We start from the raw sequence: 18,215 nt of genomic DNA, 5'->3' as shown, positions 1-18,215 counted from the left end.
GAGCCCAGCCGTTCACGCCGGGAAAATTCTTTTATCACCCAACGATCCACGCCATGAGTGACGCTCCCGTCCCGCCGCCCGCCGCCGCATCCAAACCCCGTTCGGATTTCAACAATTGGATCAGCGCGATCGGCGCGGTGCTCTCGCTCGGGTCCCTGTTCTCCTTTGCCCTGCTGACCTGGATGGACCTCACCGGGTCCAACCAGAATCCCTACCTCGGCATTTTCAGCTACATCGTCGCGCCCGGCTTTTTGATTGCCGGCATCGCCCTGACTTTCTTTGGGGCCTGGGCTCAGCGCCGTTGGGCGGCGAAGCATGCGGCGACCAAGCCCGACAAGTGGCGGCTGGATTTCAGCAACGCCGCGCAGCGCCGCCTGCTCGTCCTGTTTGGCGCCGGCGGGGTGGTTTTCCTGCTGCTCAGCGCCTTCGGCAGCTACCAGTCCTACCATTACGCCGAGTCCAACCAGTTCTGCGGCCAGGTCTGCCACACGGCGATGAATCCCGAATTCCAGACGTACCAGCGCGGCGCCCATGCACGGGTGGATTGCGTGCAGTGCCATGTCGGCTCGGGGGCGACGGCCTTCATTCAGGCCAAGCTCAACGGCACCCGCCAGCTCATCGGTTACACCCTCGACAACTACCAGCGCCCGATCCCGACACCCGTGCACAACCTCCGCCCGGCCCGCGAAACCTGCGAGCAGTGCCACTGGCCGGAGAAGTTCCACGGCAACGTCGAGCTGGTCTATGACCATTACCTCTCCAACCGGAAAAATGACACCCACACCATCCGCATGCTCATGCACGTGAATGCCGGCCGGCCCGGGAGCCCGATCGGGGGCATTCACTGGCATGTGAGCCCCGACAACGTGGTCGAGTATTACGCCGTGGACACCAAGCGCCAGGACATCGTCTGGATGCGCGTGACCGACAAGAAGGCCGGCACGGTGAAGATCTTCCGCAACGAGGAATTCAAGGGCGAGCCGCCCGCCGACCTGGTGCGCGCCATGGACTGCATGGACTGCCACAACCGTCCGGCCCACGTCTTCCCCACGGCCAACGAGACCGTGGAGCACGCCATGGCCCTCGGCAAGGTCAGCACCAAGCTGCCCAACATCAAGCGCAGCGCGGTCCAGGCCATGATGCAGGAGGAGATCACCACCTCCGCCGAGGCCCCCGCCAAGATCGCCGAATTCCTCCAGGCGAAATACAAGGACCACGCGGACCTGCCCGGCACCATCGCCGCGGTGCAGGAGATCTACGCCACGACCATCTTCCCCGAGCGCAAGGCCGACTGGCGCGTCTACCCGAATAACATCGGGCACAAGGACTGGGTCGGCTGCTTCCGCTGCCATGATGACAAGCACAAGACGGAAAAGGGCGAGACCGTGCGCGCCAGTGACTGCACCTCGTGCCATACCATCATCGCGCAGGGCAAGGGCGAGGAGCTCGCCTCCATCAGTCCCACCGGCCTTGAGTTCGTGCACCCCAACGGTGAGTACGACGAGGAACTGACCTGCGCCGACTGTCACAACGGCGGCATCCAGGGCAAGTAGCCGGCCGGTCGGGCAGGGGATCCGTTTAATCTCGCTGAAGGGTGGAAGCCCGCCCTTCAGCCTTTGCCAGGCCTGATCCCGTGCGTTCACGGCAAGAGACCAAGCTAGCGTAGCATTCGCTCGTGGCACGTGGGGCGTTTCGTTTGCGCGCGAGACGAAATGCTTACGCTTTCCGCTACCGGGCGGCCGCGGCGGGGTGCCACTCACAAGATACGCTCCGCGCCTGCCAACTCCTGCGCAGCCGGCGGTCGCGGGATGTGGCACTTTGTCGTTCCGCAAGGGACGATGAACACTTCAGCTCTGCTCCGGCTTTTTGCCGGCGTTGTTTGGGTCGGGCTCAGCGCGGCCGTCTGGGTCCGCGGGGAGGAAGCCATCGTTGGCGGCAAGCCGCCGCCGGTGGTGCCCAACAGCGAGTGCCTCGACTGCCATGAGGCGGAATTCAAGGCGCGCAAGAAGGGTCAGCCCAAGGAATGGATCGGGATCAAACCCGCCGCCTACGAACAGTCCGCCCACTGGGGGCTGGCCTGCGTGGAATGTCACACGAGCATCACCGAGCCGGAACATCCGTCCAAACTGCCGAAGGTGGACTGCCTGTCGTGCCACGAGGACACCGCGGCCAAGCATGCCTTCCATCCCCGGATGGCGTTGAACCCGCGGCCGGAGGGCGAGGACACGAGCTGCGCGTCCTGTCACGACCCGCATGAGATGCTGGCGGGGAAGCACCCGGACTTTCCGTTTGCGGCCCGCGTCCAGGCGGAGGCCTGCGGGCGCTGTCACCAGGAAGCGCAACAGGGATTCCTCGCCTCGGCGCACGCCCTGAATGTACCCGGCTCCGACCGTCGCCCCCCCAACTGCCTGTCCTGCCACCGCGACCCGATCAGCGCGCAGGCGCTGAAGAGCCCGACGGTGGAGCTGAAGCTGGCCCAGGCTGTCCTCTGCGAATCCTGCCACGTGGGCCATCCCGGGGCGGGGGAGCAGCCGACGGCTGGCGCGAAGTTCGTGGCCGGTTTTGATCTTTCCGTGCACGGGGCCGCGCTGCAGGCCGGCAAGGCGGACGCCGCCAGCTGCGTGGACTGTCACGGCGCGCATGCCATGAACAAGGCCGCGGTGGGCTCGGCGTCCATCAATCGGCTGCACCTCACGGAAACCTGTGCGCGCTGTCATGAAAAGCAGGCGGACGACTACCGCCAGAGCGTGCATGCCATCGCCCTCGGCCAGGGCAACCTGGACTCCGCCGGGTGCACCAGCTGTCACGGCGAGCATGACATCAAGCCGCACAAGGATCCGGCCTCCCGGGTCCACTCGGCGAACCTGGCTCAGCAGGTTTGCGCCGAATGCCATGACTCGGTCCGGCTTACCCGCCGTTACGGGCTTTCGAGCGACACCTTCAAAACCTTCACCGACAGTTACCACGGCCTCGCCGTGCGCGGGGGCGCGGTGAGTGTCGTCAACTGCGCCAGCTGCCACGGCAGCCACATCATCAAGTCACAGGAAGACCCGACCTCGAGCGTGCACAAGGCGAACCTGGTGCAGACCTGCGGCGAGTGTCATCCCGGCGCCGGCGACCGGTTCACGATCGGCGCGGTCCACTCCAGCGACGAGCACCGCGACGGTTCCCCCGTGTTGTACTGGATCGCCACGTTCTATCTGATTTTGATCGCCGGGACGGTGGGCGGCATGCTCGTGCACAACGGGCTGGATTTCCTGAAGAAGATCCGGCGGAAGCTCGCCATCCAGAAGGGCGAGCTGGTGGAGCCCCACGTCGCCCACCGGCTCTACGTCCGCATGACCGGGCATGAGCGACTGCAGCATCTGGTGCTGGTGATCAGCTTTGTCGTGTTGGTGGTCACGGGCTTCATGCTGCGTTTCCCCGAGGCGTGGTGGGTGGTGGGGCTGCGCAGCCTCAGCGCGCGGGCCTTTGAGTGGCGCGGCCTGATCCACCGGGTGGCCGGCGTCATCATGTTGGCCGGCGGCGCCTGGCATGTCTGGTACCTCGCCGGGACCCGGCCGGGCCGGCAGCTCTTCCTCGATCTGTTGCCGCGGTGGCGCGATGTGACCGATCCCTGGCGGGTGTTGCGGTACAACCTCGGCCTGGCGCCGACGAAACCTGCTTTCGGGCGGTTCAGCTACATCGAGAAGGTCGAATACTGGGCCATGGTCTGGGGCACGCTGCTGATGGGCATCACCGGCGCCGTCCTCTGGTTCGACAACACCTCGATGAATCTCTTCGCCAAGCTCGGTTTCGACGTCGCGCGCACGGTGCACTACTACGAGGCCATCCTGGCGACGCTGGCGATCATCTGCTGGCATTTCTATTTCGTGATCTTCAACCCGGATGTGTATCCGATGAACCTAGCCTGGCTCACCGGGCAGATGTCGGAGGCCGAGATGCGGGAGGAGCATCCGCTGCAGTTGGAGGCGATGAAAGCGGCGGAGCAGACCCCGCCGCCGGGCCCACCGCCGGGCGGGTCGGACCCGGCTTGAGCGCGGCACTGCGCAATTCCTGCAAGATACGCCCACGGGCACGCAAGGACTGCGGAGTCGCCACGCTCCGGTTGAGGCATACTGGCCAACATGGACAAGGTCTCCTCATCGTGGGTCCGGATCATGCTGGCGCTGGTCGGCGTCTGGGCCTTGGGGTGGGGGACGGTCCGGGGCGCCGAGCCGACTGAGCCCGTCGCGCTGGCGGCCGCTCCGGCGGTCATCCCGAACAGCGAGTGCCTGGATTGTCACGAGGCCGAGTTCAAGGCGCGCAAGCGGGGCCAGCCCAAGGAGTGGGTCGGCGTGCGGCCTGAGATTTTCACCAAATCGGTGCATGGCAAAATCAACTGCGTGGATTGCCACGCCTCGATCACCGAACCCGAGCATCCCTCCAAGCTGCCGCCGGCCCAATGCGCGAGCTGCCACGCGGATGCGGTCACCCAGTTCAACCACAGCATCCACGGGGTGAGCCATGAGATGGGCTCGTCCGACGCCGCCACCTGCGCCAGCTGTCACGGCACGCACGACATGGTGCCGGTCAAGCAGGCGGACTCGCCGGTGTTCGTGTTCAACCTGGCGAAGACCTGCGCGAAATGCCACGACGACGCGAAGATCACCAAGGATTACCGCATGGGCCAGTCAAAGGCGGAGGGCCATTATCTCGACAGCATCCATGGCCGGGCCCTCGTCAAGATGGGTCTGGTGGTGGCGCCCACCTGCAACGACTGCCATGGCGTCCACGACATCAAGCGCAGTGTCGACAAGGAGTCGCACACCAACCACGCCAACATCGCCAAGAGCTGCGGCACCTGCCACCTGGGCATCGAGGACACCTACAAGGAGAGCGTGCATGGCCAGTTGTTGCTGAAAGGCGACAAGCAGGGTCCGGTCTGCACGGACTGTCACAGCGCGCACGACATCGAGAAACCGGCGAACGCCCACTTCAAGGCCAACAGCGACCAGAGCTGCGGCAAGTGCCACGAGGATCGGCTGGAGCACTACCGCGAGACTTACCACGGCAAGGCCATGGCCCTCGGCCAGCCGAACGTGGCCTCCGATGTCGCCGCGTGCTACGATTGCCACGGCCACCACGACGTCTTCCCGGTCAGCGACCCGCGCTCGCGACTGTCCAAGGACCAGATCCTGACGACCTGCCAGCAGTGCCATCCGGGGGTCGGGCCAAAGTTCACCGAGTACCAGCCGCACGCCAACCCGCTGGACAAGGAGAACTACCCGATTCTGAACAAGGTCTTCTGGTTCATGACCTCGCTGCTCATCGGCGTGTTCAGCTTCTTCGGGCTGCACACGGCGTTCTGGCTCTTCCGTTCGATCTACCTCTACCTGCACGACACGAAGACCTTCCGCGCGGCCGTGGTGCAGACGCACGTGGATGATGAGAACTACACCCGCTTCACGCCCTTTGAGCGCTTCCTGCACCTGATGATGGTGACGAGTTTCCTGGCCCTGGTGATCACCGGCATGCCGCTCAAGTTCTACTACACGGACTGGGCGAAGCTCATGTTCCGCCTGCTGGGCAACGCCGAGGTGGCGCGCACCCTGCACCACTATGCGGCGGTGGTCACCTTTGCGTACTTCGGCCTGCACCTTGGCGCGCTGGTGCGCGGCTTCTGGCGGAATCGCGGCGGCCTGAAGGATCCGGTCACGGGCAAGTTCACGCTGGCGCGCCTTTTTGGGATCATCTTCCACCCCGACTCGATGGTTCCCTCACCGCAGGACTGGCGCGACTTCATCGCGCACCAAAAGTGGTTCTTCGGCAAGGGCCCGAAGCCGCAGTTCGACCGCTGGACCTATTGGGAGCGCTTTGACTATTTCGCGGTTTTCTGGGGCGTGGCGATCATCGGTTTCTCCGGCCTCATCATGTGGTTCCCCGGCTTCTTTACGCAGTTCCTGCCGGGCTGGGTGATCAACATCGCCCTGGTGGTGCACTCCGACGAGGCGTTGCTGGCCGCCGGCTTCATCTTCTCGTTCCACTTCTTCAACACCCATTTCCGCATCGAGAAATTCCCGATGGACACCGTCATCTTCTCCGGCCGCATCTCGAAGACCGAGATGCTCCATGAGCGGAAGCGCTGGTACGACCGCCTGGTGGCCGCCGGCCGGCTCGAAGTCTTCCGGGTGAAGTCCGACGATTGGGAAGGCCGCAAGCACATCGCCAAGACCTGGGGCTTCATCTTCTTCGGCACCGGCCTGATCCTGCTCGCGCTCATCGTCTACGCCATGGTTTCCCGTCTGGTCCACTGAGGACCGGCGCGGAGTTCAAAAAAAGGCCGGCTGGGTTTCAGTCCCAGGCCGGTTGTGCCGTTAATCCCTGCGAGAGGTAACAGCATTCCACGCTGTCCGGTTGCCTGTCAGCGACCCGCTCACGCGGGCCGATGGAACAACCATGACCCTCAACGGCAAAATCCTCCTCTCCCTCCTCGGTGGCATCTCGGCCATCTACCTCGGCTCGCAGGCCGTGCAGTGGCAGCGCAGCAACAGCCTGGTCAAGGCGCTCGCGGCCGACAACCTGCGCCATGAGGAAGCCGACCAGTGGCAGTGGATCGAGACCCTGGAACATGCCACGGAAAGCGCGATTGTCGACGCCATGTCGGAGGGCGAGATGGACAAGGTGCGCTTCCTCGTCGAGGAACAGCGCAAGGTGCAGGGGGTGCAGGAGCTTTCGGTCTACGGCACCAAGGGCAAGGTCCTCTACAGCTCCCGCCCGGAGGCGTTGAAACGGCCCCTGCCCGAGGCGCTGCAGGGCCTCTTGAAATCGCCCGAGGTGGTGAAGCAGCAGACGGACGACTCCTTCATCATTTATCGTCCCATGGCCGTCACGGAATCGTGCTTCGAGTGCCATAAGAACTACCGCGGGCGGGCGGTGGCGGGAATCATCGCCTATCAATTCAGCAATGAGTCGCTCAAGCAAAGCCGTGTGCAGTGGACCGGCGCGGCGCAGCGCCTGCAGTCGGACATGTTGCGCAGCACAGTGCTGACCTCGGTCTTTTTGCTGGGGGGCGTCGCCCTGCTCACGCTGTATCTCATCCGCCGCCAGGTGGTGCGGCCGTTGCAGGCCATCGCGACCCGGCTCGGGGTGCAGGCCGGGGCGGTCGGGGAGGCGGCGCGCACCATCGCGACGTCCAGCCAGTCGATGGCCGCCGGGGCCAGCCAGCAGGCGGCCGCCATCGAGGAGACCGGCGCCTCGCTGGAGGAGCTGTCCGGCATGACCAAGCAGAACGCCGAGGCGGCCAGCCAGGCCGAGACCACGGTGCGGGACGAGGTCACCCCCAATTACCAGCGCATCGCCGGCCTGTCGGCGCAGATGGAAGGGACGCTGGCGCAGGCCGTCACGGCCGGCGCCGAGACCGCGAAGATCATCCGCACGATCGACGAGATCGCCTTCCAAACCAACATCCTGGCCCTCAATGCGGCGGTCGAGGCCGCGCGCGCCGGCGAGGCCGGCAGCGGATTCGCTGTGGTGGCCGAGGAGGTCCGCAACCTCGCCCGGCGCTCCGCCGAGGCGGCGAAGACCACCGAGGGGCTGCTGGAAAACTCGCGCCAGCATCTGCAGGAAACCCAGCGTGATTTCGCCCAGGTCCGTGCTGCAATCGTGGGCAACGCCCAGGCCACGGAGCGGCTGGGCCAGCTGGTGGCCGGCATCAGCCAGGCCAGCCGGGAGCAGGCGGCGGGCGTCGGCCAGATCAACCAGGCCGCGCGCGAGATGGATGAGGTGACGCAGCGGAATGCGGCGGGCGCGGACCAGAACGCCGCTTCGGCGCAGCAGCTGGCCGGGCAGTCCGAGCAGCTCGATGCCGCCGTGCAGGCGCTGGCCAGCCTGATCGATGGGGGCGCCCCCGCCACAGAGGAAGCACTCGGTGGCGGCCCAGATGTTTTCCGCCAGCCGGTGCGCGAGTCCCTCAGCTTGACCGGAGCCGCTGGTTAATCAGGCCGTGGCCGGCGTCCGGAAGCTCCGCCATTTCTCGAGCGGGATCAACGTCAGCGCGATCAGCAGCAGCTGGCTGGAGACAAAGGCGATGAGCCAGTAGAAGGCGGCGTCCATGAAGCCATAGCTGTGGAGGCCGACGCCCAGCATGTTGGTGCCGAACCAGCTCCAGCTCGTGACAATGTTGCCGAAGAGGGCGAGGCCCATCAGGCCGCGCTGCTTCACGATGCCGCCCCAGCGGGCGTGGAGGATGACGGCGTTCCAGATGACGATGAGCAGGGCGCCGTTCTCCTTCGGGTCCCAGCCCCAGAAGCGGCCCCAGGACTGGTCGGCCCAGATGCCGCCGAGCACGGTGCCGACGAGGCTGAAGAGGGTGGCGAAGCACACGATGCCGTAGACCATGCGGGTGAGGGCGTCGGCCGTGGTCTTGTCCAGCGTCCGGGTGAGCAGGCCGCGGGCGACGTAGATCGCGGCGAGGAAGCCCGCGAGGAAGGTGGCCGAGTAGCCGATGGTGATGATGATCACGTGCGTCGCCAACCAGAAGTTGGAATCCAGGACGGCGCGCATCATCTCGAGGGTGTCACCGCTCAGCGAGAGGTGATGGGCAATTAGCAGGGTGGCGAAGCCGATGAGGCCGCCGGCCACGCTGCCGATGGCGTTGCGGTAGAATTTCTCGAGGAAGAGACAGAGGAAGACGGCACCCCAGCCGACGAAGAGGGCAGAGGAGTAGAGGTTGGTGACCGGCGGACGGCCCTCCAGCCACATGCGGGCGAAAATGCCGGCGCTGGTGGAGACAAAGGCGAGGGTGAGGAGCCAGAACGCGGCGCGGCCGAGCTGTTCCGGCCACTTGAGCCAGGAGACGACCGCGAGCAGGAAGGCCCAGACGTAGAGCGTCATGCTGCTGTAGAACGGGCCGGCGGCGTTGAAGCGGGACTCGATGTCGCTCTTGCGCATGGCCTCGGGGTAGCGGGGCTCGAGTTGGTCATGCAGGGAGGCGACGATGCGGTTGAAAGTGGCCGTGTCGCCCTTGCGCCAGGCCTGACCGAGGCGGGCGTACTCCATGACGGTGGGGTTGATCTTGCCGGTGCCGAAGGACCCGAGGAGGGTCGTGCCGGTAAGTTCCCAGTGGCTGGGATCGTTGTCGCCGTCGGCGGGCGGCACGAGGCGCAGGTGGCCCAGTTGCTCCATGTAGGCGAAACGGTCGGCCATTTCCTTCATGACGCCGAGGGCCTCGGTGCTGTGGGCTTCGCCCCGCTGCTTGGCGAGGACGGCGGCGATGCCGGCGGGCAAGGCCTTCTCAAAGAGCTCGAGCTCGGTGAGGAAGTCCGTGGATTCGGGCATCTGCACGGAGAGGCGCAGCTGAAGGTAGAGGATGACGCGGTTGCGGACGGCGATGACCTGCTTCTGGAACGGCGTGCGCAGCTGGGACTCGACGGGTTCGGCCAGGCGGCCCTGGCGGTCGAGCTCGGGCAGCCTGGGCTTCAGCTGGGCGTAGGAGAAACGGGACTTGGTCGAGGGGAGGAAGCCGAGCACGGCCATCGTGCGCTTGGCCACGCTGTCGTACTCGATGCGGATGTCCTTTTCCTCCAGGCCGAGGAGACTCAGCACCTCGGGGGAGTCGATCTTGATGATGGGAAAAGTGTCGGCCTTGGCGGCATCGAAGAAGACCGTCGCGAGCCACTCGGAGGGCGAGCTGACAAACGTGCCGGTTTCCGGCGAGCTGACGCGCTGGCGGGCCTGCATGGTGAGCAGGGAGGTGCGGGCGACCGTGTCGAGCGGCTTGATGCGGCCGTTGACGAGGACGGGGACGCGGCCAAAGCCGGCGAGGTCAAACCCGGTCGGGTTTTTCTCGGGGCGCAGCGTCGAGGCGAGGTAAACGACGCCGAGGAGCAGGACGATGAGAGGGAGGAACTTTTTCATTGGGCGGCGGCGGCGGAGCGCTTTTTGATGAAACCAAGAAGGGAGTAGCTGAACTGCCAGGTGAGGCCGATGCCCATGAGGATGCAGGCGATGTAGGGCATCAGCCAGCCGGGGTTGCGGACGACCTGGAAAGCCGACATCTTGCCGGCGGCGTTCATCTGATACTGGTAGAACGTGTGGCCGCCGTGGCGGAGCGGGTTGTTCATGAAGATCACGACCTCGCGGTCCTCATGGCCGGCATCGTCCTTGAGGCGGATGCGGCTGGCGAAGTTCTTGGGGATCTCGGTGCCTGGGTATTTGTCGTGGGTCACCTGGAGCAGGTTGATGGAGAAGGGATAGTAGTGGCGCTTGAGGCGCAGAACGATTTCCCAGGTGCGGCCCTCGAAGGAGAAAGTTTGGGGCATGCCGACGAGCGGCGAGACGGCCCAGGTACCGATCGGGCCGGAGGGCCCGACGATCTCCACAAAGGCGGCGGGCGTGTTGATCTCATCGGGTTTGTAGGTGAGCGGCATCGGCACAACCTGCACGCGGCTGCCGATACCCTGGGTGGCGACGGGATCGCCGGGCCGGGCGGCGGGTGCGCCCATCTGCATCGAGGCGTTGGCGTAGAAGGCCTTTACGTTGACCTGGAAAGGAAGCTTCGGGTGCTGGATGCTGCCTTGGTCGGCGAGGACGGCCTCGGGGACGGCGACGACCTCGTCGAAGGCCGGATCGGTGCGGTCGAGCAGCGCGAGCTCGTGGTCACGGAAGCTCTCGGAGTAGGCCTTGGTCTGGCCTTCCTCGAGGCGCATGGAGCTGTCCTTTTGCAGGATGCCGGTGATCAATTCGCCGACGAGCAGGACGATGAGGCCGCCGTGGGTGAGCTGGATGCCGAATTTTTTCCAGGTGAGGCTGAAGCGGTAGATGTGCGCGGCGATGAGATTGATCAGCAGCAGCCCGCCGATGAAGTAGCCGCCCGGGAAGACGGGGAGCGCGAGGTTGGAATCCGGCAGCCGCCAGAGGACGAAGAAGCTGCGGAAGTATTTTTCCTGCACCGCCCAGATGCCGAGGTTGACCTGGTCGAGGGTCGCCACGAAGACGAGCAGCAGCGAGAGGATCAGCAGCACGACCGTGAGCTGGAGGGAGACGAAGAAATCGCGGAACTGGCGAATGAGTGGAGTCATCGGATCAGGGGGCCTGCACGGTTTGGAGGAACTGGAGGAAGGCGGGCTTCTCGGCCGCCACGAGGGCGTCGGGGCCCATCAGCTTGAAGAACCAGCTGTTGCCATTGAAAGAGGTGATGGCGCCCAGGAGGCGGGTGCCGGAGGGGCCGGCGAGGTCGACCACGTCGTAGTGGAGGCCCTGGCCATCGAGGTGCTGGACGGCCGCGTCGAGTTCGGCGGGGCTGGCCGGGGCCAGGCCAACCTGGCCGCGCCAGCGATTGATATTGGCGTGAAGCCCGCCGGTGTCGCCAGGGAAGGCGGTGATGGCCAAATCGGCCTCGGCGCCGTTGCCTTTGACCGCGTAGCTGCCCTTGCGCATCGAGGAACCGCTCTTGGGGGTCCAGGCCGCCGGGGCGATCCACTTCAGGTCGTTGCCGCCCGCCGTGGGCACGGCCGTGTTGGCCATGGTGGCCATGTCACCACCCGGCATCGCGGCGGGCGTTCCGCTCGCGCCGCCGACCGGCGGGTGATCGGGCGGGAGTTGGTTGCCCGGGGTCATCGCCGGGGCGACCGGCACGGGGGCGGCGGGATCCTTCGGGGCGCGGTAGGCGGTGATTTGCCGGTCTTTGCAGCCGGTGAGCAGCACGAGCGTGGTCAGGAGCAGGATGAATGGGGTAAGGCGTGGTGACATGCTGGTACGACAGCATAACAATCCCGGATGAACCGCAATCTTTACAGAAATGTATGAGTGGGGCGGCAAGTTGGAATTAGATGGAGATTTTGGCTGCGAAACGCGCAACAACCCTTAAGGCAGAGGCATGCAGATCACACCCTTGGGCGACAGTGCGCTCATGCTCGTCTTTGGCGACTGGATCAACGAGTCGATCCACCGTCAGGTGCAGACGGCGTGGCGGGCTTTGGCGGCGGAGCCGCTGCCCGGGGTGAGTGAAGTGGCTCCGGCTTACACGACGGTGACGGTGTTTTACGACGTAAGACGGGTGGTCGAGGCAGGGGCTCCGGAGAATGAGATTGTGAACTGGCTTTCGGCCCGCGTGCGCGAGCGCCTGAAGGATCCGCCCAAGTCCGCCAAGGTGAAGCCGCGGCATGTTGAGATCCCGGTTTGTTACGGCGGAGAATACGGCCCTGACCTGGGGCGGGTGGCGGCGCAGGCGAAACTGTTTCCGGACGAGGTGGTGAAACGGCACAGCCGGGCGAGTTACCGGGTGCACCTGATCGGTTTTGCGCCGGGCTTTCCCTATCTGGGCGGACTGCCGAAGGAACTGGTGACCCCGCGTCACGCCAAGCCGCGCATGTCCGTGCCGGTCGGTTCGGTCGCGATCGGCGGGGAACAGACCGGAATTTATCCGCAGTCCACGCCTGGTGGGTGGAATCTCATCGGCCGGACGCCGCTGCGGCTGTTTCGGCCGGAGCAGAATCCGCCGGTGCTGCTGCAGGCCGGGGATGAAGTGACCTTCAAGCCCATCACGCCGGCGGAATTCGCCCAGTGGCAGGAGGTCCGCGCATGATCCGCGTGCTCAAGCCGGGGTTGTTGACGACGGTGCAGGACCTGGGCCGGCCGGGTTACCAGCAGTACGGCGTGGCGGTCGGCGGAGCGCTCGATGCCTTTGCCGCGCGCGTGGCGAACCTGGTGGTGGGCAACGACGAGAACGCCGCGTTGATCGAGATCGCGCAGACGGGGCCGGAGCTGCAGTTCGAGCGCGAGACCCTCGTGGCGTGGAACGGCGGGGATTTCGAGCCCACGATCGGAGGCGAGCCGTTGCCCCGGGATCGCGCGGTGCGCGTGGCGGCGGGGGAGAAGCTGGTTTTTGGCGTGGCCCGGGCGGGCCTGCGGGCGTGGCTCGCCGTCGCGGGCGGCATTGACGTGCCGCTGGTGATGGGCAGCCGCTCCACCTACCGGCGCGCCGGGATCGGCGGCCATGAAGGCCGCCCGCTCGCGGCGGGCGATGTCCTGCCGTGTTATGGTCCGGGCGAGCGGTCGGCCGCGGTGCTCGCCTCGTTGAAAGTGCGGGGCCAGCGCGGCACAGTCTGGACCGTGCGCCCCGAGACACTGGGCCAGCCCGCGCCGGCCGGCGTGGTGCGGGCGATGTGCGGTCCGGAGTGGGACTGGTTTGCGGCCGAGGCCCAGAAAGCATTCTTCGCCTCGGCGTGGGAAGCCACGCGCGAGGCCGACCGCATGGGTGTGCGCTTGCATGGGCCGGAGCTGCTGCTGGCGCCGCCGCGCGAAATGATCTCCGCCGCAGTGAACACCGGCCTCGTGCAGGTGCCTCCCTCCGGCCAGCCGATCGTGCTGCTGCCGAGCCGGCAGTCGGTCGGCGGGTACCCGCGGATTGCGGCGGTGGCGGCCGTGGACATCGGGCGGTTCACCCAGCTGCGGCCGGGGGAGAAAGTCACCTTCTCGCGGATTCCGCTCGTGGTGGCACTGGATCTCCAGCTGAAGCGCGAGCGTGATCTGACCCGCGTGCGGCTGGGCCTGGCGCGACTGGCCGGCTGACGCCATGCCCCCGGTCGACCTCAACGGGGATCTCGGCGAGGGTGGGGGGCACGACGCGGCCCTGATGCCGTTCCTCACCTCGGTCAACATCGCGTGCGGCGCGCACGCGGGTGACGTGGCCACGATGTGGGCGACGGTGGCCTTGGCGCAGCGGCACGGGGTCGCCGTCGGGGCGCACCCGGGGTTTGCGGACCCGGAAAACTTTGGACGCCGCGAATGGCCGGTGACACCCCAGGAGGCGGCGGCATTGGTCCAGGCGCAGGTGAAACAGTTGCAGGGGATCGCCGGCCAGGCCGGCGTCGCGCTGCATCACGTGAAATTGCATGGCGCCCTCTACAACCAGGTATCGCGGGACCGCGAACTGGCGGCGGCGGTCGTGCAGGCCGTGCGGGAGGTGGATAAAAATCTCCGGCTGTATGCCCTCGCCGGCAGCGAGCTGGTGCGGGCGGCGCAGGCGCGCGAGGGGTTGGTGGTGGTCAGCGAGGTGTTCGCCGACCGGACCTATCAGGCGGATGGCACGCTGACCCCGCGCGACCGGCCGGATGCGTTGATCCGGGACGAAGCCGCGGCCGTCGCGCAGGTTTTGCGCCTGATCCGCACCGGGCGGGTGCGGGCGACGGACGGCACCGACGTGGCCCTCGTGGCCGGGACCATCTGCCTCCACGGCGACGGCGCCGACCCGGTGGGATGGGCGCGTGGCTTGAGCGCGGCGCTCCGGGCCGCGGGGATCGAGATCAGGCGGCCCGGCGCCTGATCCGGCGGCGCCAGGCGAGCAGGCCGCCGGCGGTCGCGAGCAGCAGCGCGCCATAGGTGGACGGCTCGGGCACCGGCGTGACCTGGCGGTCATACGACTGCCACTTGGTGTCGGCGGCGGGAAAGCCGGTGAAGGTGATCTGGTTCATGGGCGCGGCGCCGGTGGCATCCAGGGTCGCGCCGGTCCAGAACTGCGTGAAGAAATAGTCCGAGGCATTGGCCCAGTTCTGGACGGTGAGGGTGACGCCGCCGCTGATGCTGAAGTTTGTCAGGGCCAAGGTGGAGACGCCCGCGAAATCGATGATGCTGTTGCCGGTGATGTTCAGCGTGTCGAGCACCAGGTTCATGGTGCTGAGTTGCAGGGTGCCGCCGGCGAGGTTGAAGGTGCCGGCGAAGGTGAGGTCGTTGGTCAGCGTGAGGATCCCCGCGCCCTGCTTGGTGAACGTGCCGCTGCCGGCGAGGTCGCCGGAGAAGGTGGTGGAGCCCGCGCCGGCGGCGATGAGGGTGCCACCGGAGCCGAAGTCGACCGTGCCGGCGCCGGCGAGTGTGGCGATGGTGTCGGTGAAGCCATTGACGGCGAGCGTGGCCCCGCTGGCGACGGTGACGGCGGTGGAGTTCGACAAGAGGTTGTCGGCCCCGAGCCGCAGCGTGCCGGCGTTGAGGGTGGTGGCCCCGGTGTAGGTGCTGGCGCCGGTCAGGGTGGTGGTGCCGCTGCCATTGTGATTGAGGGAGCCGGTGCCCGTGGTGATGCCGTTGATGGAAAAATCGCCGGCGCCGGTGAGCGTGAGCGTGCGGTTGGCGCCGGTGATGCCCCCGAGAGGGTGAGGTCCCCGGCGTCGGCGGCGATCTGCGTGGTGTTGGTCAGGGTCACGACGCCGCCGTAGGTGTTGCTGCCGGAAATATTGCGCAGGGCGCCGGTGCCGCCGACCCCGGTGCCGGCGACCGACAGGGCCTCGGCGCCGACGTTGATGCCGCCCTGCAACTCGAGGGCCGCGCCGGAGCTGACGGTGGTGCCGGCGGTGGTCGCCCCGAGGGCGGTGCCGGAGCGCAGGTTGAGCACGCCGTTGCTGACGGTGGTGGCGCCGGAGTAGGTGTTGGCGCCCGAGAGCACGAGGGTGCCCCCGCTGGTGATCTTGCTGATCGCGTTGGCGCCGGAGATGTCGGCGGAGATGACGAGGTCGTCGACGACGGCGGTGCTGTTGCCAATGTTGAAGGTGCGGTTCGCGCCGCCCAGATCGAGCTGGCCGGAGATCGTGGCGCCGTTGGCGTTGTTGGTGGCGGAGTAGCTCACGTTGCCGCCGAGAGTGAGGGTGCCGGAGCCGGTGGCCACGGTGGCGGTCGTGCCCGTGGCGCCGCCGCCGAGGGCAAGGGCGCCGATGGTGTCGTTGAAGTTGTTCAGGTCGACGGTGCCGGCGTAGAGGGTGAGGGTGCCGCTGGCGAGACCGTTGGCCGCGCCGAGTTGGACGGTCCCGGTGGTGGCGCCGCCTGCGGTGCCGATGGTGGTGGCACCGCTGGAGGAGTTGGTGCCGGCCAGGGCGAGGGTGCCGGCGTCGAGTTTGGTGAGGGTGGCGCTGCCCAGATTCATGGCACCGCTCAGGGTCAGGTCGCCGGCGCCGGCCACCGTGAGGGCCTGGTTGGCCGCCGTGATGCCGCCGGAAAGGGTGAGCGCGCCGGCATCAGCGGTGATGCGGGTGGCGCCGGCGAGGGTGAGAGCGCCGGCGTAGGAGTTGGTGCCGGAGATGTTGCGGAGGGCGCCGGTGTTGCTCACGCCGGTGCCCGTGAGGTTGAGGGCTTCGGCGCCGACGGCGATGCCGCCCTGGAGTTGGAGTTCCTCGCCGGTGGTGACGGTGGTGCCGGCGGCGGTCGTGCCTAGGGCGTCGCTGTGGCGGATGTTGAGCACGCCGGCGTTGATGTTGGTGGCGCCGGTGTAGGTGTTGGCGCCCGTGAACACGAGGGTGCCGGTGCCGGTCTTGGTGATGGCGTTGGCGCCGGAGATGACGGCGGCGATGGCGAGGTCGTCGGCCACGGCGGTGCTGTTGCCGATGAGGAAGGTCCGGTTCGCCCCGCCGAGGGCGAGGTTGCCGGAGATCGAGGCGCCGTTGGGGTTGTTGGTATTGGTATAGGTGACGTTGCCGCCGAGAGTGAGGGTGCCGGAGCCCGTGGTCACGGTGGCGGTGGTGCCGGCAGCACCGCCGCCGAGGGTGAGGGCGCCGATGGTGTCGTTGAAGTTGTTCAGATCGACGGTGCCGGCGTAGAGGGTGAGCGTGCCGCTGGCGAGGGCGTTGGCCGCGCCGAGCTGGACGGTCCCGGTGGCCGTGCCGCCCGCGGTACCGATGGTGGTGGCACCGGTGGACGAATTGGTGCCGGAGAGGGTGAGGGCACCGGCGTCGAGTTTGGTAAGGGTGGCGCTACCCAGGTTCATGGCGCCGCTCAGAGTCAGGTCCCCGGCTCCGGCCAGGGTGAGGGCCTGGTTGGCCGCCGTTATGCCGCCGGAAAGGGTGAGCGCGCCGGCATCAGCGGTGATGCGGGTGGCGCCGGCGAGGGTGAGAGCGCCGGCGTAGGAGTTGGTGCCGGAGATGTTGCGGAGAGCGCCGGTGTTGCTCACGCCGGAGCCGGTGAGGTTGAGGGCCTCGGCGCCGACGGCGATGCCGCCCTGGAGCTGGAGTTCCTCGCCGGTGGTGACGGTGGTGCCGGCGGCGGTCGTGCCGAGGGCGTCGGCGTGACGGATGTTGAGCACGCCGGCGTTGACGTTGGTGGCACCGGTGTAGGTGTTCGCGCCGGTGAGGACGAGGGTGCCGGTGCCGGCCTTGTTCAGGGCGTTGGTGCCGGAGATGACGGCGGAAATGAGGAGGTCGTCCGTGACGGCGGTGCTGTTGCCGACGGTGAAGGTGCGGTTGGCGCCGCCGAGGGCGAGGTTGCCGGCGATCGTGGCGCCGTCGGGATTGTTGGTGTTGGTGTAGGTGACGTTGCCCCCGAGGGTGAGGGTGCCGGAGCCGGTGGTGACGGTGGCGGTGGTGCCGGCGGCGCCACCGCCGAGGGTGAGGGCGCCGATGGTCTCGTCGTGGTTGTTCAGGTCGAGGGTGCCGGCAAAGACGGTGGTGGTGGCGTTGGCCAGGATGTTGGCGGCTCCGAGGCGAAGGGTGCCGCCGGACGTGCCGGCGGCGGTGCCGACGGTGGTGGCACCGGTGTTGGTGTTGGCCCCGGAGAGGGTGAGGGTGCCGGTGCCGGTCTTGTTCAGGCCGCCGGTGGTGGTGGTGATCGCGCCGGTGATCGCGGTATCGCCCGAACCGGCCACGGTCAGGGTGCGGGTGTTGCCAGTGATGCCGCCGGCCAGGAGCACCGTGCCGGTGGCGTCGTTGGTCAGGGTGCGACTGCCCCCGTTGAGCAGCAAGGAACCGTTAAAGGTGAAATCACCGGCCCCAGCCAGGGTCAGATTATTGTTCAGGGTGACGGCGCTGAAAGCCAGATTGCCGCTGGTGGCGTTCCAAGTCTGGGCGGTCGCGACGATCAGCGTATTGTTGAATGTCTGGGTGAGACCGGACTGGTTATCGAGGCCGATGGTGCTGACCCCGTTAAGGGTGAGGGCCAGACCGGTAAAAATCTCGGCGTCCGCCCCGCTGGCGAAGAGCACTTGGCCGACCGCGGCCGCGCCGGTGAGGTTCGGGTCGTTGGGCGTGGTGCTGTTGAAGGTGGCGGTGGCGGCGGCGCCGGGAACCCCGCCGGTCCAATTGCCTGCCGTCGACCAGGTTGCGTCGGTGGCCCCGGTCCAGATTTGGGCGAGCAACCTGGTGCCGCAGAGCAACGAGCCAAGCAGCGCTGCCACGAAGGAGAGTCTGCGTCCTCGATTGGGCGCAGTAAACGTACGACCAAGCAGTTGGGAAGCGACGAGCATTAACCGGAGGGACGTCTAT

Annotated in this window: 12 protein-coding genes; 7 read left to right on the top strand and 5 right to left on the bottom strand. The window is 67.0% G+C overall.

Annotation, left to right across the window (positions count from 1 at the left end; genetic code table 11):
* Nucleotides 1-53: 53 nt before the first annotated feature.
* The 4 genes from Verru16B_RS16510 to Verru16B_RS16495 all read left to right on the top strand — a co-directional run bounded on the left by Verru16B_RS16510 (nucleotide 54) and on the right by Verru16B_RS16495 (nucleotide 7,977).
* Complete coding sequence (locus tag Verru16B_RS16510; protein WP_069963321.1) at nucleotides 54-1,553, top strand: NapC/NirT family cytochrome c; 1,500 nt, start codon at nucleotides 54-56, stop codon at nucleotides 1,551-1,553.
* Nucleotides 1,554-1,838: 285 nt separating this feature from the next.
* Nucleotides 1,839-4,037 carry a cytochrome c3 family protein gene (locus Verru16B_RS16505; protein ID WP_069963320.1) on the top strand — a complete coding sequence of 733 codons (2,199 nt, stop codon included), beginning with the start codon at nucleotides 1,839-1,841 and terminating at the stop codon, nucleotides 4,035-4,037.
* Between the two features lie 90 nt (nucleotides 4,038-4,127).
* Nucleotides 4,128-6,296 carry a cytochrome b/b6 domain-containing protein gene (locus tag Verru16B_RS16500; RefSeq protein WP_069963319.1) on the top strand — a complete coding sequence of 723 codons (2,169 nt, stop codon included), beginning with the start codon at nucleotides 4,128-4,130 and terminating at the stop codon, nucleotides 6,294-6,296.
* A gap of 142 nt (nucleotides 6,297-6,438) precedes the next feature.
* Complete coding sequence (locus Verru16B_RS16495) at nucleotides 6,439-7,977, top strand: methyl-accepting chemotaxis protein (RefSeq protein WP_069963318.1); 1,539 nt, start codon at nucleotides 6,439-6,441, stop codon at nucleotides 7,975-7,977.
* Here Verru16B_RS16495 and Verru16B_RS16490 read toward each other — a convergent pair whose 3' ends face one another.
* The 3 genes from Verru16B_RS16490 to Verru16B_RS16480 are packed head-to-tail and all read right to left on the bottom strand — an operon-like array spanning nucleotide 7,978 to nucleotide 11,730.
* Entirely contained in the window at nucleotides 7,978-9,897 is a 1,920-nt protein-coding gene (locus Verru16B_RS16490; RefSeq protein ID WP_069963317.1) for a cytochrome c biogenesis protein, read from the bottom strand.
* Entirely contained in the window at nucleotides 9,894-11,060 is a 1,167-nt protein-coding gene (locus Verru16B_RS16485) for a cytochrome c biogenesis ResB family protein (RefSeq protein ID WP_069963316.1), read from the bottom strand. Before Verru16B_RS16485 ends, Verru16B_RS16490 begins: the two co-directional genes overlap by 4 nt.
* A gap of 4 nt (nucleotides 11,061-11,064) precedes the next feature.
* Complete coding sequence (locus tag Verru16B_RS16480) at nucleotides 11,065-11,730, bottom strand: hypothetical protein (RefSeq protein WP_069963315.1); 666 nt, start codon at nucleotides 11,728-11,730, stop codon at nucleotides 11,065-11,067.
* Nucleotides 11,731-11,857: 127 nt separating this feature from the next.
* Between Verru16B_RS16480 and pxpB the strand changes: the two genes are divergently transcribed.
* The 3 genes from pxpB to Verru16B_RS16465 are packed head-to-tail and all read left to right on the top strand — an operon-like array spanning nucleotide 11,858 to nucleotide 14,305.
* Nucleotides 11,858-12,565 (top strand): 5-oxoprolinase subunit PxpB, encoded by a 708-nt coding sequence (gene pxpB / locus Verru16B_RS16475; RefSeq protein ID WP_069963314.1) that lies wholly within the window; start codon nucleotides 11,858-11,860, stop codon nucleotides 12,563-12,565.
* The gene (locus Verru16B_RS16470) at nucleotides 12,562-13,551 is read left to right on the top strand and encodes a 5-oxoprolinase subunit C family protein (protein WP_069963313.1); all 990 of its coding nucleotides are present in this window, start codon (nucleotides 12,562-12,564) and stop codon (nucleotides 13,549-13,551) included. The genes pxpB and Verru16B_RS16470 overlap by 4 nt, the downstream gene beginning before the upstream one ends.
* Nucleotides 13,552-13,555: 4 nt before the next feature.
* Nucleotides 13,556-14,305, top strand: coding sequence for a 5-oxoprolinase subunit PxpA (locus tag Verru16B_RS16465; RefSeq protein ID WP_069963312.1), 750 nt, complete (start codon nucleotides 13,556-13,558; stop codon nucleotides 14,303-14,305).
* Here the strand turns inward: Verru16B_RS16465 and Verru16B_RS16460 are convergent.
* Together Verru16B_RS16460 and Verru16B_RS19155 are read right to left on the bottom strand one after the other, a co-directional pair.
* Nucleotides 14,286-14,927 carry an autotransporter-associated beta strand repeat-containing protein gene (locus tag Verru16B_RS16460; protein WP_069963311.1) on the bottom strand — a complete coding sequence of 214 codons (642 nt, stop codon included), beginning with the start codon at nucleotides 14,925-14,927 and terminating at the stop codon, nucleotides 14,286-14,288. The genes Verru16B_RS16465 and Verru16B_RS16460 overlap by 20 nt on opposite strands.
* 71 nt (nucleotides 14,928-14,998) lie before the next feature.
* Entirely contained in the window at nucleotides 14,999-18,127 is a 3,129-nt protein-coding gene (locus tag Verru16B_RS19155; RefSeq protein ID WP_169829306.1) for a beta strand repeat-containing protein, read from the bottom strand.
* Between the last annotated feature and the right edge of the window lie 88 nt (nucleotides 18,128-18,215).

It is taken from the genome of Lacunisphaera limnophila (assembly GCF_001746835.1).
Taxonomy (GTDB): Bacteria; Verrucomicrobiota; Verrucomicrobiia; order Opitutales; family Opitutaceae; genus Lacunisphaera; species Lacunisphaera limnophila.
This window is presented reverse-complemented; position numbering and strand designations above follow the sequence as displayed.